The organism is Hymenobacter sp. NBH84, from assembly GCF_014217645.1.
Taxonomy (GTDB): domain Bacteria; phylum Bacteroidota; class Bacteroidia; order Cytophagales; family Hymenobacteraceae; genus Hymenobacter; species Hymenobacter profundi.
This window is the reverse complement of record NZ_CP043644.1, coordinates 4625398-4641969: the sequence shown is the minus strand read 5'-3', so window position 1 is coordinate 4641969 and position 16572 is coordinate 4625398. Positions and strand designations below refer to the sequence as shown.

The following is a 16572-nucleotide window of genomic DNA, read 5'->3' as shown; positions in this document are numbered from 1 at the left end:
CGTGTGCTGTACGGATAGCATTGAGCTATGTTGGGCTTGTATTCCGCGAAGTTGCGTGTTTTTCCCAAGATAGCCTTATACGGCACTAAAACGAAAAACAGCACCCACAATTTCTAAAAATTATACTACCAGTTCAGTACTTCCTGCAATGGCTGACCGGTGCAGCCATCGGGCTCCTGAATATGTAGCCACCGCGCTACGGTGGGCGCAATGTCTGGTATCACAGCCGGCGCCGCCGAGGCGCCGTGCTTCACATGCCAGCCCCAGAACAGCATGGGCACGTGGGTATCGTAGGCCGAGGCCGAGCCGTGGGTAGTGCCTTTGTTGGGGGCAGGGTAGGAACCCGATTCCAGCCAGCCGGGCTCCAGCACCACCAGCACGTCGCCGGAACGCTTCGGGAAATACCCGTTTTCCAGATACATCAGCATTCCGCTTTCCCAGTGCGACTTCTGCACGTCGTCGGCGGTGATGGCGCGCGTGACGCCCGCAAATTGCAGCATAATGCTGGCTACTTCGTCCTGCATCAGGCGCAAGTCCAGTTTCTTCTGCGCAATAAGCGGCCGGTTCAGGTACACTTGCTGGTTTTCGTACGTGAGCACCCAATTGCCGGCACCGTGGCGGCGTACCAGTTCGTGCTGCACCGAGTCGCGCATAAAGCGTGGCCCTACCGCACCGGCTGGAATTTTCTTATCAATCAGAAAATTAGGCGAATGCGCGGCGCCGTGGTCGGCGGTTAGAAATACCAATGTATTACCTTTTCCCAGGGTCTTGTCGAGGTAGGCTAGCAGGCGGGCAATGTCCTGGTCGAGGCGCAGGTAGGTGTCTTCGGCTTCAATGGAATTCGGCCCAAACTGGTGCCCCACGTAGTCGGTAGACGAAAAGCTGACCGGCATAAAGTCCGTGATGCCGCGCTGGCCCAGCTGCTCGGCCCGCACGGCCTCCATCGCCAACTCCGCCACCAGCGTGTTGCCGAAGGGGGTAGAGCGCACCACATCCAGGTTCGTAACAGGCACTGGCTCACCTGCATCGCGCAACTTAGTGGCCACAGAGGCATCGGGTAAGCCGCTCAATTGGGGTAAGTTGTGCGGGAATACAGGCTTGGCTTCTCCCCTGAAAGAGCCTTCCCACGGCACATCATCGGGCGTGCTTTCGGTGTATTGTTCAATGGGTAGGAGCGTTTGCCAAGGCCGGCTCAGGTACTGCGCCGGCAGTTTCCGGTCGTTGAACGCCTTCACCCACTCGGGCAGGCTATTCTGATAAAAAGTGCTCGAAATAAAGGAGCCCGTCTTGCCATCGTACCAATACGCCGCGTTGGCCGTGTGTCCACCGGGCAACACGGAGCCGCGGTCTTTGATACACACGGCAATCGTTTTGTTATGGAAGTTGGTAGCCAAGCGCAGCTCATCGGTGATGGTCGTGGTCAACATGTGGCGCGGCGACTGTTGCCCTACCGTGCCCGTGCTCCCCACTGTCTGCACAGTATTGTCTTCGGTTACATAGGTATTCTTACCCGCCTCGCGCTCATACCAATCGTTGCCGATGATGCCGTGCACCGAGGGTGTAGTGCCTGTGTAGATACTGGCGTGGCCCGGTCCAGTATAGGTAGGCACGTAATTGTAATGGGCATTTTCATAGCTGAATCCTTCGCCCAGCAAACGCCGAAACCCGTCTTTACCATACTTATCCCAGTAGCGGTAGAGGTAGTCGTAACGCATCTGGTCCACCACAATACCCACCACCAGTTTGGGACGCTCTAACTTCTGAGAGGATTTTTTTTGCGCGACGGCAGGTAGTGCCAACGCTGCTGCTAGTAAGAAAGACAGACTTTTTTTCAAATCACAGACAAAATGCAGATGCCGCAGCACCACGGTTTAGATGGACCAAAGATAGACTCTGCGCGTTAAAATGTTGCTTTCCTTAGTCAAAAGTGGACTGTTTGCGTAAGCGGAAGCACGTTATCTTTTAGTTACCTTCTTCCCTACCCTATGGCCCAGGCATCCGACTATGCCCTCATCTTCGACATGGATGGGGTTATTGTCAATAATACCGACATCCAAGCTCATGCCTTTCAGATGTTATTCCGAGACTTAGGACTAACCACAAACGCACGCCAATTACTTGAACGTTTGAATGGCATGCCCGCTGGTGCCATTCTTCGATCGGTTTTTCGACATCCCGTGCCGGAGGAAGATATTGAGCGCTACACGGCCCAACGGGAATTTCTCTACCGCACGCTCTATTGGGACGACCGCCAAGAAGTAAGCGGCCTCACGCCGTTTCTGGAAGCCGCCCGCACTGCGGGGTTCCGCATTGCCCTCGGCACCGGCTCCGGCAACGACACCATCAGCTACATCATTGACCACCTCAACCTACGCCGCTATTTCGACGAGCTAATTACCAAGGATGACGTGGACCGGGGCAAACCCCACGGCGACACGTATTCCGTGGCGGCAGAAAAGGTAGGCATTCCACCCGAGCGTTGCTTGGTGTTTGAGGATGCCATCATGGGCGAGCAAGCTGCTTACAGAGCCAGTATGCGCTGCCTATGCCTCAGCACCAGCGTATCGGCCGACAAGTTTCAAGCGCCAAGTCGCGTCATCAAGGACTTCACGGAAATCACGCCCGCCGACATTCTGGAGCTGTTGGAACAGAATACGCCCGTGCCTACCCCCAGCAAGGAGCTAGCCAGCCGACAGTACGCACAGGAAGCATAGACTGTCATTCCAAACGCAGTGAGTAATTTAAGTTTACTCATTGCTGAATGTACTTAAATTCCTCACTGCCTTCAGAATGACAGCTTAGCTTACCGAAGCATAAAGAAGAAAGCCCGTTTCTGAAACAGAAACGGGCTTTCTTGTGGTAATCAGCAGGTCAACTTACCCAGCGGCTAGCGCCTCAGCACCACCCACGATTTCGAGAATTTCGGTGGTAATGGCTGCCTGACGCGTCCGGTTGTAAGTCAGTTTCAACGATTTCAGCAGTTCACCAGCGTTGTCGGTAGCTTTGTCCATGGCCGTCATGCGGGCACCGTGCTCCGAAGCGTTGCTTTCCAGCACTGCTTTGTACAGTTGGATCTTCAACGACTGCGGAATCAGCGTCTGCACGATTTCCTCTTTCGAGGGCTCGAACAGGTAGTCAACGTTGGTAGTAGCCGTTGCCTCAGTAGCCTCGGCGGGTACCAGGGGCAACAACTGTTCGGTGCGCACAATTTGCGTGGCCACGTTCCGGAACTCGTTGTACACCATTACCACTTGGTCAAAGTCGCCGTTGCGGAAGCCGTCCATTGCTTGCTCCGCCGCTGCACGTACCGTGTCGAACGACAGTTGCGTGAACACATGACCATAGCTGCCCAACGTGGGTAGGCGACGACCAAAGTAATCCTGTGCCTTCCGGCCAATGGCCATCACGGTTACGTTGCCAGCAGCAGCCTGCGCGGCATATTGCTCGCGCAGCAAGGCATTCACGCCCTTGAAGATGTTGCTATTGAAAGCACCCGCCAAGCCACGGTCCGACGTAATGGCGATAACCAATATCCGACGCGCGTCGCGCTGCTCCGCGTATTCGCTCACCATCTCGCCGCCAGTTAGGCCCGTTAGGTTTGCCAGAATGCCGTTGAGGCGCTGAGCGTAGGGGCGCATCCGCAGAATATTATCCTGGGCCCGACGCAACTTGGCAGCCGCCACCATTTTCATGGCTTTGGTAATCTGCTGCGTACTCTGCACCGATACGATGCGGTTGCGGACTTCTTTTAAGCTAGCCATGTTGTTAAAATAAGTTGTCAGTTGCTAGTTGTCGGTTGTCAGTTTGGATAAGCTTTCGCCTTGTCCTGACAACTGACAACCAACAACTGACAGCTAGATAATTATTTCGAAGCGTATACCGCCGAAAGGTCGCGGGCTACCTGACGAATGGCGTTGGTCACGCTGTCGTCGAGCTTACCGGCTTTCAGAGCTTGTAAAGCCTCGGGGTGGCGGGTGGTCATTACTTGCACAAACTCCTTCTCGAACTCGCGCACCTTGTTCACGGGCACCTGGTCGAGCAGACCGTTGGTAGCAGCGTAGATAACAGCTACCTGGTCTTCTACGCGCTGGGGCGAGAATTGCGGCTGCTTCAGGATTTCGAGGTTGCGGCGGCCACGCTCAATGGTGAGCTTGGTCGAAGCATCAAGGTCAGAACCGAATTTAGCGAAGGCTTCCAGCTCGCGGAACTGCGCCTGATCTAGCTTCAGCGTACCGGCTACCTTCTTCATCGACTTGATCTGGGCGTTACCCCCTACCCGCGATACCGAGATACCCACGTTGATAGCCGGACGTACACCCGAGTTGAACAAGTTGGTTTCGAGGAAGATCTGGCCGTCCGTAATCGAAATTACGTTAGTTGGAATATAGGCCGACACGTCACCTGCCTGTGTTTCGATGAGCGGCAAGGCCGTTAGCGAGCCACCACCTTTGGCGATGTGCTTGATGCTATCGGGCAGGTCATTCATGTCGCGGGCAATTACGTCGGAAGCGTTGATCTTCGCGGCGCGCTCCAGCAATCGGCTGTGCAGGTAGAATACATCGCCAGGGTAGGCTTCGCGTCCGGGAGGACGACGCAGCAACAGCGACACCTCACGGTAAGCTACAGCTTGCTTCGACAAGTCATCATATACTACCAGTGCGGGACGGCCCGTATCGCGGAAGAACTCGCCGATGGCGGCACCCGTGAAGGGAGCGTAGAACTGCATAGGAGCTGGGTCCGAAGCCGAAGCTGACACCACCACCGTGTAGTCCATAGCGCCACCGCGTTGCAGGGCGTTTACTACCTGGGCTACCGTAGAAGCTTTCTGACCTACGGCTACGTAGATGCAGAATACTGGCTCACCGCGGTCGTAGAACTCACGCTGGTTCAGGATGGTATCGATGGCTACCGTCGACTTACCTGTCTGACGGTCACCAATGATCAACTCACGCTGGCCACGGCCAATCGGAATCATAGCGTCGATAGCCTTGATACCGGTTTGCAGGGGCTCGTTTACAGGCTGACGGTAGATAACGCCAGGCGCTTTGCGCTCCAGCGGCATCTCGTAGGTTTCACCTGTGATGGGGCCGCGGCCGTCGATGGGCTGACCCAACGTGTTTACCACGCGGCCAATGATGCCCTCGCCTACCTGAATAGCGGCAATTTTATTGGTACGGCGTACCGTAGCACCTTCCCGGATGTCGGAGTAGTCGCCGAGCATTACGGCACCTACGTTGTCCTCTTCCAAGTTCAGCACTAGGGCTTGCAGGCCGTTTTCAAATTCGAGTAGCTCCCCCGACTGGGCTTTGCCCAGCCCGTAGATGCGGGCTACACCGTCGCCTACCTGCAAAACCGTTCCGACTTCTTCGAGTTCGGTTTCGGTCTTGAAGTTCGACAACTGCTCCCGCAGAATAGCGGATACTTCATCCGGACGTACTTCTGCCATGACTTATAGTTGGGATTGGTAGGGGTTCTTAGAAAATTCGGTCCGCAGTTTTTGCAGGCGGTAGCGCACGGAGTCGTCGATGAGCTGGTCGCCTACCCGCAGCACGAAGCCGCCAATAAGAGCCGGGTCTACCTTTTCCGTTAGCTGCACCTCTTGCGAACCGGTTTGCTGCTGCACCAACGTATTCATGCGGGCGCGCAGTTCTGCTGTGAGCGGCGTGGCCGTGGTTACCTCGGCTACCTGCACGCTCTTCAACACATTATATTGATGAATGAATTCCGGCCCAATATATTCCAGAGCGCTTTCGCGGTTTTTCTGGGTGATAATGGATAGGAATTTCATCGTCAAATCCGAGACTTTGCTTCCGAAAACAGCTTTCAGAATAGCCAGTTTCTTATCGTGGTTCACGATAGGGTTGCGGAGCAACAGGCGTAGGTCGCGGCTCTCGTCCAGCGTTTGGCGGAACAGATCCATATCAGCCTTCACGGCCGCCAGATTGCCCTGCTCTTCTGCCAAATCCAGCAGCGACTTAGCGTATCGGGAAGCAACTCGTTGTTCAGACATTTTTTTTAGCTGATAGCTGATGGCTGATGGCTAGTATCTCTTGTCGTGCTTGTAGAAGCCAACTGATAACCGCCACTCGCGAACAGCTTAGTTAAGCTTTACTTCTTTCAGGTAAGAATCGACCAGCTGCTGCTGGGCGGGGGCGTCGGTTAGCTCGCGGCGCAGGATGCGCTCGGCTACGTCAATCGACAACTGAGCGGCGGTGTTTTTCACCTCGGCCAGCGCCATGTTCTTTTCCTGTTGGATAGCTTCGCGGGCTTGCGTGATCATGCGGTTGCCTTCCTCGGTAGCCTTGTTCTTGGCTTCCTCGATGTGCTGGGTAGCAACGGCTGAGGCTTCCTTCAGAATACGGTCGCGCTCCAGGCGAGCTTCGGCCAACAGTTTTTCGTTGCTGGCTTTTAGCTGCTGCATTTCCAATTTGGCTTGGTCGGCCATGCGCAGCGCGTTTTCAATCGAGGTTTCGCGCTCCTTCAGCGAGCTGAGGATGGGGCGCCAGGCAAACTTGGCGAGCAGGAACAGTACGATGAGGAAAATCACCGTCTGCCAGAAAATCAGGCCTAATTCGGGGGTTACGAGATTCATGGGAGGGTCGTCAGTCAGCGATACATCGTACTGCGTAAGCAAAAAACAGGTAGGCGCGTCTAGTGAGAAAGAAGCGGCATCTTACGCAATGCCGCCTTTCGATAACTCCCTACCTGAAAGCTGAATCAGCCCGCTACGCCGTGCGCCGAAGCGAAGCGCAGCGGGCTGCTCCATCTACTGCTCTACCTTATTGGGGCGACAGGTTGAGGGAAATCAGCAAGCAAACTACCACTGCGAACAGGGCCAGACCTTCAATCAGGGCGGCTACGATCAGCATAGCAGTTTGGATCTTGCCCGAAGCCTCCGGCTGACGGCCGATGGCTTCCATTGCCTGACCACCAATACGGCCAATACCCAGACCAGCGCCCAGGGCTACCAGACCAGCACCGATACCGGCACCGAATACAGCCAGACCAACCGAATTGGCAACCTGCAACAACAAAGAGAGAAGCATAATAAAAGAGGTTTGTGGGGAGTGTGAAAACAAAAAAAGAGGGGTGGTAAAACCTTAGTGAGCGGCCGTGGGAGCAATATGGTCGCCCTCCATTTGGTAATCCGCCTCATCGTGGTGATGCTCTTCTACCGCGCCGCCAATGTACATGGCCGTGAGCAGGGTGAAGATGTAAGCTTGCAGAATGGCTACCAGCAATTCCAGAATGTTGATGAACAGGCCAAAGGCCAACGAAGCAGGGCTGATAGCCAAGCTACGGAAGATGAAAATCAAGCTAATGAAGCTCAGCGTTACGATATGGCCGGCCGTCATGTTGGCAAACAGACGAACCATCAGCGAGAACGGCTTCACCACAACACCAATCAATTCCACCGGAATCATGATGATAAGCAGCGGCTTGGGTACGCCGGGGGTAGCAAAGATGTGCGCCCAGTAGTTTTTGTTGCTGCTGAACAAAGTGATGAGCAGCGTCATAGCGGCCAGCGTGAACGTCACAGCAATGTTGCCGGTGAGGTTGGCGGCGCCCGGCGTGAGGCCCAGCAAGTTGTTGAACCAGATGAAGAAGAACACCGTGAGCAGGTAGGGCATGTACTTCTCGTACTTCGGCCCAATGGACTTTTTGGCTACCTCATCCCGAATAAAGATGATAATGGGCTCAAAGAACGACTGCAAACCGCGTGGTGCTTGGCCGTGGCGCTTCTTGAAGCCATTGCCTACGCTGATAAAGAGAATCAGCATCAAGACGCTGCTCAGCAATAGCGCGAAGGCATTTTTCGTTAGGGAGAAGTCGTACACCTTGCTACCATCCTCGGCTACCAAATGCTCGTGCTCCAGCTTCAGGCCGTTGTAGGTTTCGCCCTCGGCCAAGTGCTTCGACGAAAACACCTCTACTCCTTTGCCAGGTTGGTAAGCAATAACTGGTAGGTAGGTAGTGAAATGGTCGTTGTCGGTGGAGAACCAATGCCACTCGTGCGAATCGCCGATGTGGTGCAGAATCATCTCGCCCGGCTTGAAGGCTTCCGAGTCTGAAGCCTCCGTCATGGTATCGGCGGTGTGCTGCGCGAAGACGGGAAGCGAAAGAATCCAGAAGAGAGCAATAAATAAACGCTTCATTCAGAAAGGCTTAGTGATGGGTTCACAAAAACTTCATGTAATAGTTACACCCCGTTTTGAAAACGGGCGCAAGTTACTCAGAACAGTCCAGACTTCAAATCCGGCGAAGAGAAAATAGAGGATAAAAAAGGCACCGAGAAAGGTCCAACGGGCGTCTCCTTCGCGTGCACCACCCCTATAGAGGTAGACCAGAACCAAGCCCAACGACAAAAGCAGCCGTAAAACCATGGAGCCAAAGTAGGCCGCCATAAAGTTATCGGGGCTAATACGAACCAGCCGTAGGTTAATCCAATATGTGATAATGGTAATGAGTATGAAGAAACCGAAGATATACCCTGCCAGGGGATGAATGATGGTAGTCCCGTACTGCGTATGCAAGGCATACAGTACGGCCCCGATGAGCAGAGAGAAAATCAACAGCTGGCGAAAAAACTGTAGCATATATATTTCTGTGTACGCGAGGAACGCTACTCGTCGTGGGTGACAGACCGAATTACCTGATACATTGCGCCAATTACTCCTATGAGCACAAAGGCCACAGTCCACCACGGTTTTTTGGTGTGAAGGTAGTCGTCCAGCTTTATCCCGATGAATGTGAACACCCCAATAATACCCAGCATCTGAAAGCCTAGCCCTGAATACTTGGCCAGCGCACGCAAGCGGTTGTTGCTATCAAAATCTGGCTCGGAAGGGGTAGGAACGGCCATAAAAGAGGCATTGGGGGTGCGAAAGTATTGATTTTCGGCGTACTACCTTTCTTTCTACGCAAACTCCGGCTTGCGCGTCGGCCGTTTGCCCCAGAAAATCCCGTAATTTTACCGGTCTGACGGCGTTGTGTAGAAAGTCCGCGCAACATGGCCGAACAAATTGGCCGATGGCGTGCGTTTTAGCTGCTCCATACCGCGTCTACCTGCCTGTGCCTTTGACTACTCTGCTACCTTTCCGTCTGCTCTCTGCCTTGGCTGGCTGCTTGCTACTGGGCGTATTTCTCACGGCTTGTTCTTCCGAGAACCGCTCGCTGGTTGGTCATGCCTATGACAACGTGGTAGCCCGCGACAACGCGTATTTTCTGGCGCGGGAGAAAATGCGCGCCGTGGAAGCAGACTTATATAAGGCCCGCGTGAACGACTACAACCACGTGCTGTCGTTGTTTCCTACCCTCGACGAAGCTACGGCTACTCGCTTGGCCGCCGACCTCGACGATATCATCAAGAAGGCTTCCCTACCCATCCAGCACCGCCCCGGCAGCGACTGGACCGACGATGCCTACCTGCTAGTGGGCAAGGCGCGCTTTTATAAGATGGAGTACGAGGATGCGGTAAAGACCTTCCGCTTCATCAACACCACCAGCCCAGATATTAACACCCGCCACGCCGCTCTCATCTGGCTGATGCGCTCGTTTATGGCGATGAAGGAATACGAAAGCGCCGCCGCGGTTTCCTCTATTCTGGAGCGGGAGGAAGGTACACCGGTGAATGCCAAGGACTTGTTTCTGACTCGCGCCGATTACTACCTGGCGATGAATGAGCCGCAACGGGCTATCGACAATCTGGAACGGGCCGTGCCGTTGGTAGAGCCCAAAAACGAGCAGTCGCGCACGCGTTACATTTTGGCGCAGCTGTATCAGCAGGCCGGAGAAGACAAGAAAGCCTATGCCGAGCTGGATCAGATTCTGAAGCGCAACCCGCCCTACGAGCTGGATTTCTACTCCAAATTGCTGTTGGGCCAGGTGTCGAATTTGGGTCAGGAAGATCGGACGCGTTTAAATAAATACTTCGCGAAGCTGCTCCGCAACCCGAACAATAAGGAGTACCGCGACAAGATTTACTACGAGATGGCGCGCCTGGAATACCGCCAGCAACGCTACCCCGAGGCTTTGACGCTTCTGCGTCAATCGGCTAGAGCCGGTGGTAGCAACCGTGCGCAAAAAGGCTACACTCAGTTGCTAGCCGGGCGTATTTATTACGACAACCTACAGAAATATCGTGCTGCCGCGGCCTACTATGATAGTGCTGTGCAAGCGATGCCCCGCGAGGTGCCCGAGTACACCGTAACGGCTGAGCGTAGCGAAGTGCTGCAACAGTTTGCCCAGCAGATTACGATTGTGGAAACGCAGGACAGCCTGCAAGCCCTGGCGAAACTGGCGCCAGCTGAGTTGGATACGCGCTTGAATGCCTACGCTCAAGCTGAGTTAGATACACGCCGCGAGGCGGAAATACGCGCCAAACAAGCCGCAGACGCACAAAGCCGCCTACAGACGGCTACGGGCGTGAGTGCGGCCCGCTCCGGCAACGTGGGCACCGACCCCGATTTGTTTGCCAGTACCAGCACCGGCGCGGCTTGGTATTTTGACAACCCTACCTCCATGAGCACGGCCCGCGCCGACTTCTTGCGGAAGTGGGGTAATAGACCACTTCAGGACAACTGGCGCATCGTAACGCAGGCCAGCAACTCGCCTGTGAACGATCAGAACGGCGGGACACCTGTGACGGCCATAGCAGCCGGCAGTGAGAATATTGTAAACGGTGCCCAATTGGGCTCCACGCCAGCCGCCGCACCTACCCCAGAAGCCCAATTGCAAACGCTGGTAGCGCAGTATCGCCAAAGCATTCCGCTTACGGAGCCGCAGTTGCAAACCTCGCAGCTTCAAGTGGAAGAGGCATTGTTTGCGCTGGGGGCCATCTACCGTCTTCAGTTGCAGGAGCCCGCCCGCGCTATCGAAACCTATGAGCAACTGCTGACACGTTTTCCTGCTACCAAGCACGCCCCGGAAGTATATTATAGTCTCTACTTATTATATAAAGATCAGAACAACCCGCGGGCCGAAGTATACGCGCAGAAGTTGCGGGGCCAGTTTCCCAACTCGTCGTATGCCAAACTGGTGGCCGATCCGGAGTATCTGCGGCGCGTATCCGTTGCCAATGAGAAGATGGGGGTGCAGCTGGATTCTGCCTTCGCGCAGTATAAGCGGCAGGATTTCACCCAAGCATCCGCTACCCTTGCGCAAGCCCGGCAGCAATACCCCGATACCGACCTCAACGACCGGGCGGCTTACTTGAATACCCTGCTTACCATCCGGACCCAAACGCCTCCTACGGCCAAGGCAGCCGTAGAAAAATTCATTAAGGAGTACCCGGATAGTCCATTGGTGAGCGAGGCCACTACGTTGCAGGCATCTTACCAGAAATACGAGGCTGGACAGTTACCAGGCGCACTGGCCAGCACGCAGAAACCCATCGTATCCAACTTCCGGCCGGGTGAAGTAGAAACTCGCCCGCGAGCTTACTACCAAGCTCCTGTACCCGCAACGCCAGTAGAGGTATATCGCCCGGAGCTCCCGGCGGCCTCACCATCGCGCGAGGCAGTGCCTACTCCTGGCGCCGCTCCTACCCCACCAGCAAGTACCGCCGCTCCGACTACTGCACCATTATCGTCGGTGCCAGCGCCTAGACAGACGCCTACTCCAGCTGCCGCGTCTCCGGCACCAACTGGTACTGTCCCCGCACCTGCGGCAACGGAGCCTGCCAAATCGGATACCCCCTATACCGCAGCGCCTACCTCGGCACACACCGTAGCGTTGGTTTTCTCGTCAAATGCTACCCTGCTGGCGGAACTGCCCAAGCAGTTGGAAGCTTATAATGGCCGTTTCTACCGGGCTAAGAACTTATCGGTGCAAACTGAGGCGCTCGGAGATGCGCAAGTTTTGGTAGTCGTGGGCAGCCTCCCTACCCTGAAGGAAGCACAGAGCTATGCGCTTAAGTTGCGCGGGCCTCAGTCGCCGCTAAGCCGATTGCGGGGCGCGGGCTACCAAACAGTTGTGATTAGCACGGAGAACCTGCCGCTGCTACGTCAAACCAAGAACCTGGATGAATACCAGCAATTCTACGATAACAATTTCCGCTAATTTTGGGTGAAGTATCAATGCAAATGCCGCCGCTGTTAGTAACATTTTTGTTTGTAAATCAGAGCATTAGGTAGGGCAGCTTTTCATTTCCCACTTCATTCTTACTTCTCAACTTCTACTTCTCCCATGGCCTATCCTGCCACGAAGAATAAAGCCGCCTCACGCAAACCTCAGCGGAGCCACCGCTTCCAGGGCATCACCCGGACGCTGTGGGTGCTGTTCGGGGGCGGGCTGGCGCTGTTCGTTCTGTACGTCTGGGCTGTCAGCGTCAACTTCCTGAACCTGTTTGGGCGTATGCCTAATCTGAAAACGCTGGAAAACCCAAAAAGCGAGCTGGCTTCCGAAATCTATTCGGCCGATGGCGCGCTGATGGGTAAATACTTCCGCGAAAACCGCACGCCCGCTGAGTACAAGGACCTACCCCAAAATCTGATCGACGCTCTGATTGCCACCGAAGACGTGCGCTTCGAGGCCCACTCGGGTATCGATCTGAAAGCGATGGGCCGGGTGGCTAGCGGCATCCTGACGGGTAGCAAAGGCGGAGGTGGCTCTACTCTCACGCAGCAGTTGGCCAAGCTGTTGTTCCGTACTCGCGAGGATCTGAATGACGGTCTACTGAATGATACCAAAGGCCTGCGCGTACTCATCGTGAAGACCAAAGAGTGGATTATGGCCGTGCGCCTGGAGCGCAACTACACCAAGCGCGAAATCCTGCGCATGTACCTCAACCAGGCTGAATTTGGCTCGAATGCCTTTGGTATCAACGTAGCAGCCAAGACGTTCTTTAATAAGAAGCCTAAAGACCTGAAATTAGAAGAATCAGCCTTGCTGGCGGGTTTGGTAAACGGGCCATCGTGGTTTAATCCCGTTCGTAACCCAGAGCGTTCCAAGCGCCGCCGTGATTGGGTGCTGGGCCAGATGCAGAAGTATGGCTACATCTCGGAGCCCGAGTATTCAAAGGCCGTTGCCACCAACATCAAGCTCAACTACAGCGTCGAGAATCAGAACAAAGGGATTGCGCCCTACTTCCGCACCGAGCTAGGCAAGCTTCTGCTACAATGGGCCCGCGAAACCGACCACGACCTCTACGCCGACGGCCTGAAGATTTACACGACCATCGACTCGCGTATGCAGAAGTACGCCGAGCAAGCCGTGGCCGAGCACATGAAGCAGCAGCAAAAGCTGTTTGACCGGGTATGGAAGGGCCAGCAGCCCTGGCGTGATGAGAACGGCCGCGTGATTCCAAACTTCCTGCAAACCGCCATCAAGCGTACGGGCCGCTACCGCTCGCTCAACAACCGCTTCGATGGCAATAAGGACTCCATCAACTACTATCTGCGCAAGAAGTATAAGATGACGGTCTTCACGTGGCAGGGCGAAAAGGAAGTGACGATGTCGCCGATGGACTCACTGGCCTACTACAAGCGTTTCCTGCAAACCGGCTTTATGGCTATGAACCCACTGAATGGACAAATCAGGGCGTGGGTAGGCGGCAACGATTTCCGCTACTTCAAGTACGACCACGTAAAGCAGGGCATGCGTCAGCCGGGTTCTACCTTCAAGCCCTTTGTGTATCTGGCAGCCATCGACCAGGGCTACTCGCCCTGCTACCAAGTGGCCGACGTACCCGTAACGTTTCCTGCCGAGGCGGGCCGGCCTAGCTATACGCCCCGAAATTTCGAGGGCAAATACTCTGGCCAGATGTATACGATTCGGCAGGCATTGGCGCGGTCGATGAACTCTATCACGGCCTTTCTGGTGCAAAAGGTAGGCCCGAAAACAGTAGTAAAATATGCCGAACGTTTGGGTATTACTTCTCCTATTGAGGCGGTGCCAGCGGTAGGATTCGGTTCCAGCGACGTGAGCGTATTTGAGCTGTGCGGCGCCTATGGCACCTTCGTGAACAAAGGCGTGTGGACCGCCCCCATGATGGTGACGCGCATCGAGGATAAAAATGGCAATACGCTGATTGAATTCGTGCCGCAAACCCGCACGCCTATCAGCGAAGAAACGGCCTACCTGATGACCTACTTGCTGCAAGCCTCTACCACGGAACGCGGCGGCACCAGCACCATCCTGAAAACCGGCTTTAAATTCCCGTATGAAATGGGCGCCAAGACTGGCACCACCAGTAACTATTCCGATGGCTGGTTTATGGGCATCACGCCCGACTTGGTGTGCGGCATGTGGGTAGGCGGCGAGGACCGCAGCATTCACTTCCGCTCCGGCCGCGACGGCCAGGGCGCCCGCATGGCCCTACCCCTCTATGGCTTGTTTATGAAGAAGGTGTATGCCGACAATAAGAACATTGGCATTAGCACCGGCCCGTTTCCGAAGCCAGCAAAGCCGCTGACTGTGGAAATTGATTGTAGCCGCTACTACGGCGCTGGTCAGCGCGACACCATCCCAGACGACCAAAAGCTCAACCAAGTGAAACTAGAAGATATCCGCAATCAAGATATTTAGGACATCTTTTCATAAAAAACAGCAAATGGCGGTGATAAACACTCGCCATTTGCTGTTTCTATAGGCTACAGTTTCTCCCTGAATCTCCCGTTGCTACTAGTGCGTACGCATTAGCAACTCCCGACTTTCCCTACCCTATGGCTGCCAACGCCCACCTGCAAGAACAGATTCGCCATTTGCCCCATCGTCCTGGTATTTATAAATACTTTGATGATGAAGGCATTATCTACGTTGGCAAGGCGGTAGATATACGCAAGCGCGTAAGCAGCTACTTCACCAAGCAGGACCATAACAAAAAGACCCAGCAACTGGTCAAGAACATCAAGCGCATCGAGTTCACCATTGTGGACAATGAGTCAGAGGCCTTTTTGCTGGAGAATAACCTCATTAAGCAGCATCAGCCCAAGTACAACATCCTACTGAAAGATGGCAAGACGTATCCCTACCTACTGCTGACCAACGAGCGGTTTCCGCGCCTCATCCCAACCCGCAACAAGAAGCCCGGCGATGGTCGCTATTACGGCCCCTACGCCAACCTCACAGCCATGAACGTGATACTAGAGCTAATCAGAGCGTTGTATCCGTTGCGGACTTGCACCTATAACCTGTCGCCCCAAAATATAGAAGCTGGTAAGTTTAAAGTTTGCCTAGAGTATCATCTTGGCAACTGCAAAGGGCCATGCGAGGGCTTGCAGGATGAAGAAACGTACAACCAATACATTGCACAGATTCGGAATATTCTGAACGGTAACCTGACGGTAGCGCGGGCCTATTTCCGGGAGAAAATGACCGCCGCCGCTCAGGATCAGCAGTATGAGCTAGCGCATCAGTTCAAGCAAAAGTTGGATAAGCTGGAAGAATTCCAGGCCAAATCAACAGTTGTCAACGCGTCGCTGTCAAACATCGACGTATTCAGCATTGCGTCCAACGAAAAATCAGCGTTTATCAACTACCTCAAAGTGATGAACGGCTCTATCATCTTAACGCAGTCGTTGGAGGTAGTGAAGAAGCTGGATGAGTCGGACGCGGATATCCTGGCGCCCTTGGTTATGCAGATGCGCGAGGAGTTCGAGAGCCAATCAAAGGAGATCCTGACTAACGTACCCCTACCCGATCTGCCCCTACCCGGCGTAACAGTGGCTCAGCCACAGATCGGCGACAAGCGTAAGCTCTTAGAGCTAAGCCTCAAAAATGTGCTGTACCTGCGCAAGGAGAAGGAAAGCATGAACGACCGCTCCAAAGACTTGAACGAGGTACGGATCATGGAAACTATTAAGAAAGACTTGCGCCTCACGGAGTTACCCAAACACATTGAGTGCTTCGACAACTCCAACTTTCAGGGCGACAACCCAGTGGCTGCGATGGTGTGTTTCCGTAATGCCCGCCCTAGCAAGAAGGATTACCGTCATTACCATATTAAGACGGTGATTGGCCCCAACGACTTCGATTCAATGTACGAAGTCGTAACGCGCCGCTACCGTCGCCTTATAGACGAAGGTGCCAGCCTACCCCAGCTGGTTATCGTAGATGGGGGCAAGGGCCAGCTTAGTATGGCTGTGAAAGCGCTGAAAGATCTAAACCTATGGGGCCAAATGGCTGTCATTGGTATTGCTAAGCGCTTGGAAGAAATTTACGTACCCAACGACCCCCTACCCCTTTATATCGATAAAAAAAGCGAAAGCTTGCGCCTATTCCAACGAATGCGTGATGAGGTACACCGCTTCGGCATCACCTTCCATCGTAGCCGCCGCGACGCTGCTACCCTTAAAACAGAGCTAACAGATGTGAAAGGCCTAGGTCCAGTTACAGCCGATAAGCTTCTCTCCAAATTCAAGTCTGTTAAAAAGATTAAGGAGCTTACTGAGTTGGAATTAGTGGCAGAAGTAGGAAAAGCCAAAGCTAAAGTATTACTAAATTACTTTGCTGACCAAGAATCTGCTGCATTGGAATAGCCTTTTGCGTAAAAATTTATAAATAAAAAGCCTCAACCAATAATTGGTTGAGGCTTTTTATTTATAAGCGGATCAGTTACAAAATCTGTGTAAT

At 54.2% G+C, this 16572-nt stretch carries 13 protein-coding genes; 4 read left to right on the top strand and 9 right to left on the bottom strand.

Going from position 1 to position 16572, the window contains the following annotated elements; translation table 11 throughout:
* Positions 1–125: 125 nt before the first annotated feature.
* Positions 126–1835: an alkaline phosphatase PafA gene (pafA, locus tag F1C16_RS19430; RefSeq protein ID WP_185282246.1), complete on the bottom strand. Its 1710-nt coding sequence runs from the start codon at positions 1833–1835 to the stop codon at positions 126–128.
* A gap of 150 nt (positions 1836–1985) precedes the next feature.
* Between pafA and F1C16_RS19425 the strand changes: the two genes are divergently transcribed.
* Positions 1986–2714: an HAD family phosphatase gene (locus F1C16_RS19425; protein WP_185282245.1), complete on the top strand. Its 729-nt coding sequence runs from the start codon at positions 1986–1988 to the stop codon at positions 2712–2714.
* A gap of 162 nt (positions 2715–2876) precedes the next feature.
* On the opposite strand, the gene atpG is transcribed toward F1C16_RS19425, so the two are convergent.
* From atpG to F1C16_RS19385, 8 genes are all read right to left on the bottom strand, one after another.
* Positions 2877–3761, bottom strand: a complete 885-nt coding sequence (gene atpG / locus F1C16_RS19420; RefSeq protein ID WP_185282244.1) for an ATP synthase F1 subunit gamma — start codon at positions 3759–3761, stop codon at positions 2877–2879.
* Between the two features lie 101 nt (positions 3762–3862).
* Positions 3863–5446 carry a F0F1 ATP synthase subunit alpha gene (atpA, locus tag F1C16_RS19415; RefSeq protein ID WP_185282243.1) on the bottom strand — a complete coding sequence of 528 codons (1584 nt, stop codon included), beginning with the start codon at positions 5444–5446 and terminating at the stop codon, positions 3863–3865.
* 3 nt (positions 5447–5449) lie between these two features.
* Positions 5450–6010 (bottom strand): ATP synthase F1 subunit delta, encoded by a 561-nt coding sequence (gene atpH, locus F1C16_RS19410; protein ID WP_185282242.1) that lies wholly within the window; start codon positions 6008–6010, stop codon positions 5450–5452.
* 87 nt (positions 6011–6097) lie between these two features.
* Complete coding sequence (locus tag F1C16_RS19405; protein ID WP_185282241.1) at positions 6098–6592, bottom strand: F0F1 ATP synthase subunit B; 495 nt, start codon at positions 6590–6592, stop codon at positions 6098–6100.
* Positions 6593–6779: 187 nt separating this feature from the next.
* Positions 6780–7046: an ATP synthase F0 subunit C gene (gene atpE / locus F1C16_RS19400; protein ID WP_185282240.1), complete on the bottom strand. Its 267-nt coding sequence runs from the start codon at positions 7044–7046 to the stop codon at positions 6780–6782.
* 54 nt (positions 7047–7100) lie between these two features.
* Positions 7101–8156, bottom strand: a complete 1056-nt coding sequence (atpB, locus tag F1C16_RS19395; protein ID WP_185282239.1) for a F0F1 ATP synthase subunit A — start codon at positions 8154–8156, stop codon at positions 7101–7103.
* A gap of 33 nt (positions 8157–8189) precedes the next feature.
* Entirely contained in the window at positions 8190–8597 is a 408-nt protein-coding gene (locus tag F1C16_RS19390; protein WP_185282238.1) for a hypothetical protein, read from the bottom strand.
* 26 nt (positions 8598–8623) lie between these two features.
* On the bottom strand, positions 8624–8863 hold the full coding sequence (locus F1C16_RS19385) for an AtpZ/AtpI family protein (protein WP_185282237.1): 240 nt from the start codon (positions 8861–8863) through the stop codon (positions 8624–8626).
* Between the two features lie 215 nt (positions 8864–9078).
* Here F1C16_RS19385 and F1C16_RS19380 point away from each other — a divergent pair, with 215 nt between their 5' ends.
* From F1C16_RS19380 to uvrC, 3 genes are all read left to right on the top strand, one after another.
* Positions 9079–12060, top strand: coding sequence for a tetratricopeptide repeat protein (locus tag F1C16_RS19380; RefSeq protein WP_185282236.1), 2982 nt, complete (start codon positions 9079–9081; stop codon positions 12058–12060).
* 126 nt (positions 12061–12186) lie between these two features.
* A complete protein-coding gene (locus F1C16_RS19375; RefSeq protein ID WP_185282235.1) occupies positions 12187–14526 on the top strand; it encodes a penicillin-binding protein 1A in 2340 nt (779 codons plus the stop codon).
* A gap of 137 nt (positions 14527–14663) precedes the next feature.
* Positions 14664–16478, top strand: a complete 1815-nt coding sequence (uvrC, locus tag F1C16_RS19370; protein WP_185282234.1) for an excinuclease ABC subunit UvrC — start codon at positions 14664–14666, stop codon at positions 16476–16478.
* The last annotated feature ends 94 nt before the right edge of the window (positions 16479–16572 follow it).

Excerpts from the sequence above, each read along its gene's own strand:
- atpE (WP_185282240.1), bottom strand. The coding sequence starts at position 7,046 with ATGCTTCTCTCTTTGTTGTTGCAGGTTGCCAATTCGGTTGGTCTGGCT.
- F1C16_RS19385 (WP_185282237.1), bottom strand. The coding sequence starts at position 8,863 with ATGGCCGTTCCTACCCCTTCCGAGCCAGATTTTGATAGCAACAACCGC.
- atpB (WP_185282239.1), bottom strand. The coding sequence starts at position 8,156 with ATGAAGCGTTTATTTATTGCTCTCTTCTGGATTCTTTCGCTTCCCGTC.
- atpA (WP_185282243.1), bottom strand. The coding sequence starts at position 5,446 with ATGGCAGAAGTACGTCCGGATGAAGTATCCGCTATTCTGCGGGAGCAG.
- F1C16_RS19390 (WP_185282238.1), bottom strand. The coding sequence starts at position 8,597 with ATGCTACAGTTTTTTCGCCAGCTGTTGATTTTCTCTCTGCTCATCGGG.
- atpG (WP_185282244.1), bottom strand. The coding sequence starts at position 3,761 with ATGGCTAGCTTAAAAGAAGTCCGCAACCGCATCGTATCGGTGCAGAGT.
- uvrC (WP_185282234.1), top strand. The coding sequence starts at position 14,664 with ATGGCTGCCAACGCCCACCTGCAAGAACAGATTCGCCATTTGCCCCAT.
- F1C16_RS19405 (WP_185282241.1), bottom strand. The coding sequence starts at position 6,592 with ATGAATCTCGTAACCCCCGAATTAGGCCTGATTTTCTGGCAGACGGTG.
- atpH (WP_185282242.1), bottom strand. The coding sequence starts at position 6,010 with ATGTCTGAACAACGAGTTGCTTCCCGATACGCTAAGTCGCTGCTGGAT.
- F1C16_RS19425 (WP_185282245.1), top strand. The coding sequence starts at position 1,986 with ATGGCCCAGGCATCCGACTATGCCCTCATCTTCGACATGGATGGGGTT.
- F1C16_RS19375 (WP_185282235.1), top strand. The coding sequence starts at position 12,187 with ATGGCCTATCCTGCCACGAAGAATAAAGCCGCCTCACGCAAACCTCAG.